Annotated in this window: 14 protein-coding genes; 6 read left to right on the forward strand and 8 right to left on the reverse strand. The window is 60.6% G+C overall.

Going from position 1 to position 12,342, the window contains the following annotated elements; all coding sequences use genetic code 11:
• Positions 1-118: 118 nt before the first annotated feature.
• Together ACFQX9_RS07255 and ACFQX9_RS07260 are read right to left on the reverse strand one after the other, a co-directional pair.
• A complete protein-coding gene (locus ACFQX9_RS07255) occupies positions 119-1,507 on the reverse strand; it encodes an MFS transporter (protein ID WP_377787447.1) in 1,389 nt (462 codons plus the stop codon).
• Positions 1,508-1,557: 50 nt separating this feature from the next.
• The gene (locus tag ACFQX9_RS07260; RefSeq protein ID WP_377787450.1) at positions 1,558-1,809 is read right to left on the reverse strand and encodes a hypothetical protein; all 252 of its coding nucleotides are present in this window, start codon (positions 1,807-1,809) and stop codon (positions 1,558-1,560) included.
• Positions 1,810-1,858: 49 nt separating this feature from the next.
• Here ACFQX9_RS07260 and ACFQX9_RS07265 point away from each other — a divergent pair, with 49 nt between their 5' ends.
• Both ACFQX9_RS07265 and ACFQX9_RS07270 read left to right on the forward strand, forming a co-directional pair.
• Positions 1,859-2,116, forward strand: a complete 258-nt coding sequence (locus ACFQX9_RS07265) for a type II toxin-antitoxin system Phd/YefM family antitoxin (RefSeq protein ID WP_018457607.1) — start codon at positions 1,859-1,861, stop codon at positions 2,114-2,116.
• Complete coding sequence (locus ACFQX9_RS07270) at positions 2,113-2,496, forward strand: type II toxin-antitoxin system VapC family toxin (RefSeq protein WP_085351261.1); 384 nt, start codon at positions 2,113-2,115, stop codon at positions 2,494-2,496. The genes ACFQX9_RS07265 and ACFQX9_RS07270 overlap by 4 nt, the downstream gene beginning before the upstream one ends.
• A 54-nt stretch (positions 2,497-2,550) precedes the next feature.
• Here ACFQX9_RS07270 and ACFQX9_RS07275 read toward each other — a convergent pair whose 3' ends face one another.
• From ACFQX9_RS07275 to ACFQX9_RS07290, 4 genes are read right to left on the reverse strand one after another with little or no spacing between them, the layout of a single operon-like run.
• A complete protein-coding gene (locus ACFQX9_RS07275) occupies positions 2,551-2,721 on the reverse strand; it encodes a hypothetical protein (protein ID WP_377787454.1) in 171 nt (56 codons plus the stop codon).
• Between the two features lie 36 nt (positions 2,722-2,757).
• Positions 2,758-2,961 carry a hypothetical protein gene (locus ACFQX9_RS07280; protein WP_007611681.1) on the reverse strand — a complete coding sequence of 68 codons (204 nt, stop codon included), beginning with the start codon at positions 2,959-2,961 and terminating at the stop codon, positions 2,758-2,760.
• 22 nt (positions 2,962-2,983) lie between these two features.
• On the reverse strand, positions 2,984-4,318 hold the full coding sequence (locus ACFQX9_RS07285) for a PQQ-dependent sugar dehydrogenase (protein ID WP_377787457.1): 1,335 nt from the start codon (positions 4,316-4,318) through the stop codon (positions 2,984-2,986).
• On the reverse strand, positions 4,315-4,767 hold the full coding sequence (locus ACFQX9_RS07290) for a DUF2231 domain-containing protein (RefSeq protein WP_377787594.1): 453 nt from the start codon (positions 4,765-4,767) through the stop codon (positions 4,315-4,317). The genes ACFQX9_RS07285 and ACFQX9_RS07290 overlap by 4 nt, the downstream gene beginning before the upstream one ends.
• Positions 4,768-4,958: 191 nt before the next feature.
• Here ACFQX9_RS07290 and ACFQX9_RS07295 point away from each other — a divergent pair, with 191 nt between their 5' ends.
• The gene (locus ACFQX9_RS07295) at positions 4,959-5,822 is read left to right on the forward strand and encodes a formate/nitrite transporter family protein (protein ID WP_377787460.1); all 864 of its coding nucleotides are present in this window, start codon (positions 4,959-4,961) and stop codon (positions 5,820-5,822) included.
• Between the two features lie 95 nt (positions 5,823-5,917).
• On the forward strand, positions 5,918-6,124 hold the full coding sequence (locus ACFQX9_RS07300; RefSeq protein WP_377787463.1) for a hypothetical protein: 207 nt from the start codon (positions 5,918-5,920) through the stop codon (positions 6,122-6,124).
• Positions 6,125-6,425: 301 nt separating this feature from the next.
• On the opposite strand, the gene ACFQX9_RS07305 is transcribed toward ACFQX9_RS07300, so the two are convergent.
• Together ACFQX9_RS07305 and ACFQX9_RS07310 are read right to left on the reverse strand one after the other, a co-directional pair.
• Positions 6,426-7,385, reverse strand: coding sequence for an OmpA family protein (locus ACFQX9_RS07305; RefSeq protein ID WP_018457614.1), 960 nt, complete (start codon positions 7,383-7,385; stop codon positions 6,426-6,428).
• A gap of 704 nt (positions 7,386-8,089) precedes the next feature.
• A complete protein-coding gene (locus ACFQX9_RS07310) occupies positions 8,090-8,650 on the reverse strand; it encodes a hypothetical protein (RefSeq protein ID WP_377787466.1) in 561 nt (186 codons plus the stop codon).
• A gap of 796 nt (positions 8,651-9,446) precedes the next feature.
• Between ACFQX9_RS07310 and ACFQX9_RS07315 the strand changes: the two genes are divergently transcribed.
• Positions 9,447-11,195: a caspase domain-containing protein gene (locus ACFQX9_RS07315; protein WP_377787596.1), complete on the forward strand. Its 1,749-nt coding sequence runs from the start codon at positions 9,447-9,449 to the stop codon at positions 11,193-11,195.
• A 154-nt stretch (positions 11,196-11,349) separates the two neighbouring features.
• The gene (locus ACFQX9_RS07320) at positions 11,350-12,336 is read left to right on the forward strand and encodes a hypothetical protein (protein ID WP_377787469.1); all 987 of its coding nucleotides are present in this window, start codon (positions 11,350-11,352) and stop codon (positions 12,334-12,336) included.
• The last annotated feature ends 6 nt before the right edge of the window (positions 12,337-12,342 follow it).

Raw genomic sequence — 12,342 nt, forward strand, 5'->3', positions numbered from 1 at the left:
TCTGCAACCTCATGATGATCGCGCTCGCGCGCGGAATCGAGCAGGCAGTTAGGTAACGCCTCGAACCCTGCCGCTGCAACGTCCTCGATCGCAGCGGCATGGCTTCCTTGCGTAACCGTCAGATCGGAATTGCGGCCGCACCGCTCGCCGCCTCCGCACGCTGCCGCTCATAGTCGGCCCGCAGCATTGGAACGGCATTGGGATTGCCGAGATCGTCGATCCTGATCCGATAGGTTTCCCGCGCGGTCAGGGCCGCCAGCGCGGCGATCACCGTGATAGCGAAGGCAATCGCCCCCACCGTCAACGGGATGTTGGTCGAGCCGGGAGGCGCGACGGTCGCAAACAGGGCGGGCAGCAATGCGGTGATGGTGGTTCCGATGTTCTGCGATATCGCCATCGCCGAGACGCGGGTGCGGGTCGGAAACAGCTCCGGGTAAAAGCTCGGGAAGATCGCGTTGTAGCCCTGATAGACTACGCCCCACATCAAGAGCGACACCAATATTGCCAGCGGCACATTCCTGATGCTGATGGCATAGAGATAGCAAAAGGCGAGCAAGCCGGAGAGAAGCGCGCCTACGATGATCGGAGGCTTGCGGCCGACCTTGTCGGAGAGATTGCCGACGAAGGGAATGACGAACACCGCCAGCATGTTTCCGAGCACGGGGATCCAGAGATAGACGTCCTTGGCAAAACCGATCCCGTAGGCCGGCTGCACCGCATAGGCCGCGCCGAAGATCGTCGCGACGACAGGAATGACATTCATCAGCGCCATGCAGATGACCCTGAGCATGTCGCGCCAGCTCAGCTTGATGGCCTGGACGATGGGCGCGCGCGGCGTTTCTCCCCGTTCGCCCTCGCGGGCAAAAGCAGGGGTCTCGTCGACTTCGCGACGGATGATGTAGCCCGCGACGATGACGAAGAAGCTGAGCAGGAAGGGAATCCGCCAGCCCCAGCTGTTGAAGGCCTCGGTCGGCATATAGGCCGCCAACGGCAGGAAGATTGCTGCGGCGAGGATCTGTCCGGCCTGCACCCCCTGAAGGGCGAAGCTGGCATAGAAGCCCCGCCGACCGAACGGCGCGTGCTCCAGGATCATCGAGCTTGCGCCTGAGATTTCGCCGGCAACGGCAAATCCCTGCACGAGGCGCAGAATGACGAGCAGAATTGGCGCCAGGATGCCAACCTGCTGGTAGGTCGGCAGGATACCCACGGCCATCGTCGAGATGCCCATCAGGAACATGCAGATGATGAGAACCGTCTTGCGGCCATGGGTGTCGCCCCAGTGCCCGAGGACGAACGCGCCAATCGGCCGGGCCACATACCCGACGCCATAGGTCGCCAACGAGGCGACGATCGCGACGGTGGGATTCTCCGACGGGAAGAAGATTTGCGGGAAGATCAGCGACGCGGCGGTCGCGTAGATGAAGAAGTCATAATATTCGAGAGCCGACCCGATCCAGCCACTGGCAGCGGCTTTCCTGGACTGACTCATCTGATGGATCGCGGTCATCTCAAGATTCCTCCCTTGGGTTTTGCTGACGTCCCGTTGACGGGCTTCGCTCAAAATTGGGCAGCACTCTCCGGCCGCTCTGCGGAGTTTCGCGAGCGCTTGTCATTGCCGATGGGTGTCTGCTTGGTGGCGACGATAAGCTTTCGCCGGGCTAACACAATTACCCAGTTATTCGACAAACCTAACATGATGTTACTTGGCGAGCCTGGGCGCGGAGGTCCGGCGAACACCGCCGGCAGGCTCATGCCGAGATCAACCGCGAGATCGCGTCCGGCGATGGCGGGGTGGGAGGTGGTTGACATTGGACCATCGCATGGTCCATTTTATGAAAATTGAGGAAGGAGCAATGAGATGCGGGTCTCCGTTACCGACGCAAAAGGACAATTGACCGATCTTGTCCGCCGCGCAGAGGCCGGCGACGAGGTGATCCTGACGCGGCATGGGCATCCCGCGGTGCGGCTCGTCCCGGTCAAGCTTTCGCCGGACCGCGCCACCCGCCGGACCGCGCTTGAGGCGGCGCGAAGGACCGGCGGGGCCAAAGCTATTCCCGGACCGAGCGCCGCGCGCAGTCAGGACTTTCTTTTCGGCGATGACGGACTGCCGGAATGATCGCAGTCGATACCTCCGCACTGATGGCGATCGTGCTCGACGAACCGCAAGCCGATGCTTGCATCACCGCGCTGGACACCGCCGACGAAATCCTGATCTCGGCGGCCTCCGTTGCAGAAAGCCTGATCGTCGCGGCACGGCGGGGCGTCGACGAAGAGATGAACAAGCTGATTAACGATCTCGGTTTGAACGTGATCTCGGTGACCCAAGCTTCGGCCGAACGCGTGGCGCAAATCTACTCGCGTTGGGGCAAAGGCATTCGTCCTGCCGGTCTCAACTTTGGTGACTGCTTCGCCTACGATGTCGCCAAGGAGCATGGCTGCGCACTTCTTTATGTCGGCGACGACTTTGCCAAGACGGATATCGTTGCGGCGGCGTAAGTCGACGGCCGGGCGCCGACTTACCGGCCGAACAGAAAAGCCGCGGGGCAGCCGTCAGGCCGTGTGACCGGGATCGACGTGCTTCGGCATTTTCTTGTCGCGTTGGGGTGTCATCTTGGCCGGATCCGGCGCACCCGGCACGCCGCGCGGCCCGAGCTGGTCTCGCTGAATGTCGTCTTCAGAGCGGGAGGGTTCAATGCCGTTCGGTTCACGGGGCTTGGTCATCGCAGCCTCCTGAAGTGTTCTGCTCGGAGTGTCCCATCAAATTCCCAGCGCGTTCTCGCCGGCTTCGCGGCCGGGCACGCTGACATGGACTTCGTGTCCCTCGCGAAGCGCCAGCGAGGCGGCAGCCACCGCCGATTCGAACGCGGCTTCCTTGGTGGAGTATCTGTTCTTGACGTCGCCGTCGTGCAGCACGCCCCATTCGTCCTGCACCGGCACGATCGTGTATTGAGCAAGGCCCATGGTGTAACTCCTCGAGATCTATCTATCGCTGCGTGAGCTGCGGGTGCGCCGCCGTCACGCGCCACACCGTGTTGCCGCTGTCATCGGCGACCAGCAGCGCGCCGGTCTTGTCGATGGCGACGCCGACGGGCCGCCCGCGCGCCTGGTTGTCGCTGTTGAGGAAGCCGGTGACGACGTCCTGCGGCGGACCGCTCGGCCTGCCATCCGTGAACGGCACGAACACCACCTTGTAGCCGTTCAAGACCTGCCTGTTCCAACTGCCGTGCTCGCCGACGAAGGCGCCGCCGCGATAGGCCGCCGGCAAACTCGCGCTCGTGTTGAAGGCCATGCCGAGCGGCGCGACATGCGAGCTCAGCGCATAGTCAGGCACGATCGCCTTGGCGACGAGATCAGGACGCTCCGGCTTGACGCGAGGATCGATGTGCTGGCCGTAATAGCTGTAGGGCCAGCCATAGAAGCCGCCGTCCTTCACCGACGTCATGTAGTCCGGCACGAGATCGGGACCGAGTTCGTCGCGCTCGTTCACCACCGTCCACAGCGTCCCGGTCTGCGGCTCGAAGCTGAGGCCGTTGGGATTGCGCAAGCCGCTCGCGAAGATGCGCCAGCGGCCGCTGGCACGGTCGATCTCGAGGATCGCGGCGCGATTGTGCTCGGCCTCCATGCCGTTCTCGGTGATATTGCTGTTGGAGCCGACGCCGGCATAGAGCTTTGAACCGTCGGGGCTCGCGACCAGGCTCTTGGTCCAGTGATGATCGATCGGTCCGCCCGGCAGCGGCGTCAGCACCGTGCCCGGCGCGGTGATCTTCGTATCGCCTTCGGTGTAGGGATATCTGACGATCGCATCGGTGTTGGCGACATAGAGATCGTTGCCGACCAGCGCGACACCGAACGGCGAGTTGAGATGGTCGAGGAAGACGCTCTGCACGTCCGGCACGCCGTCGCCGTTGCTGTCGCGCAGCAGCGTGATGCGGTTGCTCGCGCCGGTGTCGCCGCCTGATGTCGCCCAGGACTCGATGTATCCCATCACGATTTCCTTGGGCCGCTTGATCGGAGCGCCCTTCGGCGCCTTGGATTCCACCACCAGCACGTCGCCGTTGGGCAGCACGTAGAGAAATCGGGGGTGCTGCAAGCCGGTCGCGAAGGCCTTGGCCTGCAAGCCCTGCGCGACGGACGGGGTCTCGTCCTTTTTCCAGCCGACGATACGGGCGATGTGCATCGGCGGCAGCAGGTATTGCTGGATGTCGGGCAGCGTCGGGTTGGCGCCGGTTTGCGCCTTCGGATCGCCACTGCCGTCATTGCAGCCGGCGAGACACAGCAGCGAGGCGCACAACAGCACCCGAGCGATTGCGGAGTTCATCGCGCAACTCCTACGCCGTGGCGATACACCATGGCCCAGCCGAGCCAGCCGGTGACCGGCAGGATCAATACGGTGATGGCTGAAAGAATGAGCCCGGTCGGCCACACCGAGGTCCAGGCATCGCGCGTGTGGATCAACGCATTGACGATCGCCAGGACCAACGCCAGCGCGTTGCCGATCAGATGCGGCCAAGCCGGCGGTTGCGCCCGCACCAGGCGGTTGCCGAGAAAATCGGTCAGGCCGGCGATCGCCGCCAGTACGCCAAAGATGACGCCGACGACCAGAAGCCAGGCGGAAAAATCCGCCCACATGATCTCGGCACTGACGACATAGGCGATGTCGGTCAGCAGCGCTCCGATGAAACAAGCGATCGGTATCGGCACCAGCATCGGATGAATCGGATGGCCCGCGATCTGCGCGGTCGAGCGCACACGCAAATTGTCTTGCACAGTTGGCCTCTCGTCAGATCGCCACCCGCCCCGGTAGAAAACACCCGCTTTCCACGAAGGTTCCTGATCGTCGGTCACGCGCCGCTGTGCCTCAACAACGCTGCGGCGTGCGAGCACTTACCAGGAACCCCTTGCCGCTTCGAGCCTTGATCCCGGCATTGAGATGAACCTGCCCTTCAGGAGACCGCGGAGTGGACCAGCCTGGCGACGGCGCCTCCTTCAATCCAGCCTCAAAGCTCGACGGCGTCTCGCGGCGGCAGACGAAACAGATCGAATCCCAGAGCCGGCCTAGCGCAGCGCTGATCCACGAGACGATCCGCGCCGAGGGTGAGCAGGAACTGGAGCGGCGATGGTGGGCCATCGTGCTGTCCGGCCTCGCCGCCGGCCTTTCGATGGGATTGTCCCTGATTGTCCAGGGCGAGTTTCACGTGCTGATTTCCGACGAGGCCACCCGACGGCTGGTGGCTCCGCTCGGCTACACGGTCGGTTTCCTGGTCGTGGTGCTGGGACGGCAGCAGCTCTTCACCGAGAACACCCTGACGCCGATGCTGCCGCTGTTGCACAACAGGGATCTCGGCACGCTTGGGAGCGTGATCAAGCTTTGGGGCCTGGTCCTCGCCTCCAACATCGCAGGAACCTGGGCCGTTGGATCCGTGCTCGCGCACACCAGCATCTTCGAACCCCGCATCGTGGGCGCCTTCGTCGATCTCAGCCGCCACACCATCGAGGGTACGTTCGCGACGACCCTTGTCCGGGCGATATTTGCCGGCTGGCTGATCGCCTTGATGGCGTGGCTACTGCCTGCCGTGAAGGGATCGCGCCCGCACCTCGTCGTCGTGATGACCTATGTGGTCGCGCTCGGCCAGTTCGCGCACATCATCGCGGGCTCGGTCGAGTGCGCCTTCCTGGTGCAGAGCGGCCTGGCGTCGCTCTCGCAATATGCCTCGGACTTCTTCGTACCGACACTGCTGGGCAATATTCTGGGCGGAACGACCCTCGTGGCCCTGCTGAACTACGGACAGGTCGCCCCCGAAATCGACGACCACAGGGAGTAAAGAGCCTGCACAAAAGCTGCCGCCTCGACAGGAACGATGGGCCCGAGCCGAGCTTGCCTCGGCAAATCAACGCGCGCCGACGAGCAGGATCAATCATGAGCACCGATACCAAGAGCCCATTCGACAAGGACCCGGCCGAAGGATCACGCGACATCATCGATCGTGAATTGCAGCGTGCCGAAGATACCGCCAACGACAAGGTCGATCATCTCCCCGGCGTGAAGGTCAGCGGGCAGCCCCAGGGCGGCGCAGTCGATCGTGCCCGGAAGCAGCGCGAGGAGAAGGACGGCAAACAGGAATAGAGCCGCTCTGCCGACCCGAAACGCACCCGGTTATCGCAAGGCCGCCCGCTCCAAGCTCCAGCCGTCACCGGGACCGACTTGACGGTCAAAGTCGGTCAATCAAGATGCATCAATTGTTGGGATGGAGCGGGTGAAGGGAATCGAACCCTCGTATTCAGCTTGGAAGTCTCGAAATACTGTAGTGTCTTCAAAGGTTATTCTGACATTTTGGGCGTTTTTTGACCCATTGAGATCACTACGGCGGGTCAACCCGGAGCTCCCCTCGCCGACGCCGGCTAAAGGTTATGATGAGCCGATTCACTCAAGGCCCGCCAAACGGCTTCGGTCGCTCTAGCGGGACGAAAGCGCTCAAATGGGCTGGGTAGGTCGACGCGCCGCCGCCGATGGTCGTGCCCGTGCTGATGCTCAAGTAGACGTCCTTCACTCCTCTGGGCGTTTCCAGCAAGATCCAGTTCTTGCTTAAGTCCCCTATCCCGATAGTCGTAAAGCGCATTGACTTGCCGAACTGCGAACAGGAGATGGGCTTTTCGGTCGTAAACGAATTCCAGGGGCCATGCAGAGTACCCGATCTGCCGCCGGTCTTCGGAAGGGTCAAGCCGAAGCCTAGGCCGACCGCCGCATAGACGTAGGTGCACTTCAAATTGTTTTCCGTGTCCCATATGGAGAACAACGCGCTGGCAAACGCAATCCCGGCTCCGGCCCTGCCCTTCACGATGCGCTTGATGGCCGCTCTCGCTGCAAACGAGATCGAACCGTCGACCTCAAGCAGCATGGCTATCTTGAAATTTCGACTGACCTTTGGCTTCGGCGGAACGGGTCGCGGCAAGTCTGGCTTTATGATCGGTTCGAAATAGACCTTAGGCAGAACCCAAAGGACCACTGATCTATCGTTGTCTTCGTCCAGCCTGTGATTTGCCGTCTGCGTATTGCCGATGGCGTGCGTCTGCATTTGCTCCGGGCGGATGCCCATCTCTGACAGAGACCGCGCGACCGTAATGACGCGGTTGGCTGATGTCGTCATATTCCAATCAGCCGTACCGATCCGGCTCGCGGATCCCGTCATCCAGATCTGACCAGCGTCGTGCTCCACCAGGGGAACCACCTTGTTCTTCAGAAATTCGAAGTGCTCTGTCTTCAAGCCCCGAAACTGGTAGCCGGCAAAGTCATCGAAATCGAAATTCCAAAGCCGCGCGTGCAAAACCCCCACTCCCGAAAAATCCAGATCGACGTCAACCTTGCCCGGACCGGTTTTGTGGAACATTCTCTTCGACCTGCAATCGACAAATAGGAACTCGTCGGTGATCGTCCGGACGGCCGCAGGACCACCTTGTTTTAGTGCAGGCAGGAAAAGAGAAGTTCAAATCGACAGCTGCAACGAAGGTTGTGATCTTGCTCCCATTTCGATCTGGCACCGAAGGAGTATGCCCTTGTGCAATACGCGACATCACTGTCGCGATCGGAGCAGCTACGATATAAGAGAGTCGCGATAGGACCGGCCCTGGAATTCGTACAGCACGACGACTTTGCGCGATCGCCCTAGACTTGGAGGGCCGCTACCCAACCACGTTAAATCGGCAGTGCATCTGGATAGTACGTTTGCCGGCTTGTTCTGCGTCTGCCTGATCGCCCATCAAAAATAGAGCGAAACGGTAAGCGTCGTCTAGCGCAGCTGCAATATCCCGGAAGCACTTGATATGGTGGTTGGTGATCTCATCGTTGGGGTCATTTGCATATTAATTGCGGATGGCTTTTCCCAAAGCGGGAGAAGGGTTATAAGCGTGATCGCAATCATGGCCTCTTGCGCCCAACGCTTGGATTGGAGCGACGAGGATCTCGCGAATAGGAATCTGGCGTCGTATCGTCGACCTGCTCCCTCTTTAAGGCTGTCGCCGCCAAAGCCGGTTTCCCGAAGGCGCGCGATGTGCAGAACGACGGAGGTGACAAATTCTGCGGTCGGCCACGGACTTATCCGCCAAATCGCTTGACAAGCTTTGAACCCCTCGCTGCATCAATCTGCTGGCCCGTCAGGTCAGAACCGACGCTCAATCCTATCGTCATGAGGTTCTTGACACGCTGCGCCGCCTGCTTCTCATTGGAATAGTCGATCTCGATGTGATTGAGGCTCATTAGATGGCCAAGTTCGTGAGCCCAGGCGCGTCCATTGGCGTGGTCATTGCCATACCATTGGACGAAGCTTGCCGGCTCCGGTTGGCTATTGGGGTATGAACTTCCACCGGCGGCCAGATTTTCAATCGAATTGACGAGGTAGATGTGGACGGCATTGTCCGGATCGTGCCGAGAGGCAAGAACACCCAGCAATCGCTGGTCATTGCTGCGCGCGCTCTTTGCCATGTCGAGCGGCTTCTCCATCAAGCAATCGCTGATCACGAACGCGATCTTGGCCTTTGACCAGATCGTATTGACCACGTCGAGCGCCTTCTTGGCTGTCTCGCTGCTCCATTGCCCGGGCTCAACGCTCCCCCTCTCGGCAAATGGCGTGATGTAAATCCTCAACGGAATGGGCATCAACTCCTCCAAAGTTCGGAATTGCGATTGTATCTCCGTACGCCATCCTTCGAAATAGAGCGGCTTATATTCAGGGCTTTCTGATTAAGTCGGCTGGCGACTTGCGCACTGACGACCTTCCGGTAGCGGCCACCGACGCGATCGACTGGTAGACCATGGCCAGCCTTCGCGACTCGGAGACTGGTTCCCTCATTGTGAAGGAGCAGTTTCCGGGGCGAGCGCTCCGGCAGGAACCTGAAGATCGAGCACCGGGAACATGGAAAGACGAACTGACGGGCTCCTGACCTCCGCGCAAGCTGTAGATTGACCCGCAAGCCGGCGTCCTGGACTTCACGTCCGCTCGATCTGCCGACCGCGGCATCTTCGTTTGAACTAAGCCAGAGGCTCCGCTGCACTGCCGCGAACACGCCTTAAGTGCAATAGTCCTATAATTTCAAAAACTTAATTCGCCAGTGCGAGACATCGATACTGGCGGGTGCCCATCATCCCCATGAAACGGCATACAGCGCCGGCCCGCGATTTCTTCCGTGCCGTTTGAACGCGAGCGCAGTGCCAGACAACACATAGGAATGGATCGGGCTCGAAACTGGTACTGTACGGAGATAGGCCAGCCGCCAGTGGCGTGTGAATTCAGTAATCATGCCTTACGCGGCCATCTTCGCGACGTTATCATTCGATGAGCATAGGTTGGGTGTTCGCCATGAGGTTATACAGGCACCTTCGAGTTTTGCTTCTTCTTGCCGCTTCGCTGTTACTGGCAGCCCAGCCAGCCTGGGCGACAAAGCGCGTGGCTTTGGTGGTTGGCAATGCCAACTATCAGAATGCCCCTCTGCTCCCAAACCCGGCCAACGACGCTGCCGCCATCACTGAAACCTTGAAGGGCGCAGGTTTCGATGTGGTTGACTCAAGGCTCAACCTCGCCGCGACCGATATGCGGCGGGCCCTGAGAGAATTCGCCGATCAGGCGCGCAATGCGGACATAGCCTTGGTGTACTATGCTGGCCACGGCATCGAGATCGACGGGACAAACTATCTGATCCCGACCGACGCCAGACTCGAACGTGACACTGATATTTATGACGAAGCATTCTCACTCGACCGCGTCCTGCTGGCAATCGAGCCTGCGAGACAGTTGCGCGTGGTGATCGTCGACGCGTGCCGCAACAATCCGTTTGCCGATTCGATGAAGCGTACGGTTGCCTCTCGATCAATCAGCCGCGGGCTGGCCAGGGTCGAACCCGCCGTCTCCAACACGCTGATCGCGTTTGCCGCGAAAGCCGGACTAACCGCACTCGATGGCAACAGCAAGAATAGTCCGTATGCGACGGCTCTCGTAAAGTACATCGCAAAGCCGGGGCTCGACTTGCGTAGGGCCTTCGGCTTCGTCCGCGATGATGTCTTGCAAGCCACCGGCAACCGACAGGAGCCCTATGTCTACGGCTCGCTGGGCGGCGAAGACGTTGCACTTGTTCCCGCTGCCAAGGCTGATGAGCCGATGCAAGCAGCCAACCCCCAGGCGGAAATTCGTCGTGATTACGAATTGGCCTTGCAACTACGCAACAAGCCCGCTCTGGACGCGTTCCTGAACCAGCATCCGGACGGATACTACGCAAATCTTGCCAAGCTGCAGCTTAATCAGCTCGATGCTGAGGACGCACGCGTCGCGGCAACAGCGAAGGCGCAGCAGGCGGAACAGCAGAAAACTCGGCTGATGTCGCAGGGCGCCCAGCGTGCCGACCAAGAGAAGGCGGCCGCGGATCTGAAGGCTGCGGAAGACGCCCGAATTGCCGCCGAGAAGGCGAAGCAGGCCGCGCAGGAGCAGGCCACCGAGGCAGAACGGAAACGAATTGCGTCCGAATCTACAATCGTTGCGGCTCTCTCCGGGAATAAGCCGGCTGTTGGGAGTGCCTTCGCGGACAATCCTACAGTCGCTGCGCTGGCTGACGACAATACGCCGCCAAAGCTTGCCGCACTCAGCGCCGAGCCGCGCCAGACCGATATCGCAAAAGCCGATATCACCAAATCCGTACAAAGCGAATTGAACCGCGTCGGCTGCTTCACCGGTAGCGTAGATGGCCGATGGAATGCGGCCTCCCAGCGCTCCTTGGCTCTCTTCAACCAGCACGCCGGAACCAAATTTGACGCCAAGCTCGCAAGTCTCGACGCGCTTGACGCAATCAAGCTCAAGCCGTCCCGGGTCTGTCCCCTGATCTGTGATCATGGCTACAAGGCTGACGGCGACCACTGCAGCAGAATCTCCTGTGCAAGGGGTTCGTTCCTCAACGACGACAATGAATGCGAGAAACAGCGCGCCAGGCCCGCCAATGCCGCCAAGAGCAATGACAGTCAGCGGCAGGATCGGCCATTGCGTCAGCGGGCGCAGGCGAGCGCAGGCGGCTACGGCGCTGCGGTGGGCCATGCGACGGTCAGTCCTCAGATCATATGCAACGCCAGCAGCTGCCGTCCGGTCCAGCGCGGCTGCCATCTCGAATATCGCGGCGGTGGCGGGCCAGGCAACGAGGCCAATGTCGAGGTATGCCACTAGCCTCACCGCTACTACACGACTGCGCGCTGGCACGGCGCCGAGTTGCCACGGTGCGAGGCCCGGTGTATTTGGGATCGCAAGCATGACGAGTGGCCGAGCTAACGTCAGGTCGACCAAGTGCCAAGCCTGATGTGGCCGAATCGGAGCGACCTGCGTGGTTGCGTGTGAGCTTGAGCAAAAGGACGTCAACGCCTTTCCTGGGGTGACGCTCTTCACGAAGCGGCAGGCGCCCGGCATGAAACCAACGGCGGTTTATCTTCCGCCAAAGCACCCAACAGCCGCCACCAAATTCGATGTCGTGATCTGGCTTCACGGCTTCTACGTCAAAAACCATGAATTCCTTTTCCACAACGATCCAGCGCGGCTGCGCGAACAGGTCCGGGATTCCGGCAAGGACGTGGTGCTCATCGCGCCGTTCCTGGGCTACGAATACGCTGTGGGCAACACCTTTGCCGGAAACTACAGCGTGTCCGACCTTGCCACCGCGAACTGGGGTGAACGCTATCTCGAGGAGATCCTTGGAGCTCTGGCCAGGTTCCTGGGTATCTCCTCGACATCCATTCCTCAGCTCCAGATCGGCAAGCTCATCATCGCATGCCACTCCGGCGGTGGTAACGGCATGCGCAATCTCGTCGGGAGCCTCGGAAAGTATCAGGGGAAGCTGACGGCTTGTTGGGGATTTGATTGCCTTTACGGTGCCAATGCGCGGCCCGACGATGCGACCTTTTGGTACCAGTGGCTATCTGGCCAGAGCGGCCACGCCCTCGAGATCGTGTATGGTCCGTCAACTCTCCCGCAATCGGTGAAGCTGGACCTGATCGGGCGCGGGCTGGCGACGGCCGATGGCAATCAAACCCAGCCTCAGCGCCCTGCCCTCAAGAATCTCAACGTAAGCTTGGGTCATTACGACCTGTTCCCGGCATTTGGACAGATGGTCAGGGTCAACGATCTTGACGCGGCTTTCGTGGATCGCTTCATGATACCGCAGGTCGCGGACCAACCGCGGCATAAGCCTGCGCCGCTGGACGGGGAATTCCTCCAGCACGCGATTTCCAACATTCGCAGTGCTTTTCCCTTTCCAAAGGACATTCATTACATGATCGCCCGCGGTGGCTTCTTCAGCCGACTGAGCAAGCTATAGCCCAAA

Origin of the sequence: Bradyrhizobium sp. GCM10028915 (genome assembly GCF_042666195.1) — a bacterium.
Classification (GTDB): domain Bacteria; phylum Pseudomonadota; class Alphaproteobacteria; order Rhizobiales; family Xanthobacteraceae; genus Bradyrhizobium; species Bradyrhizobium canariense_D.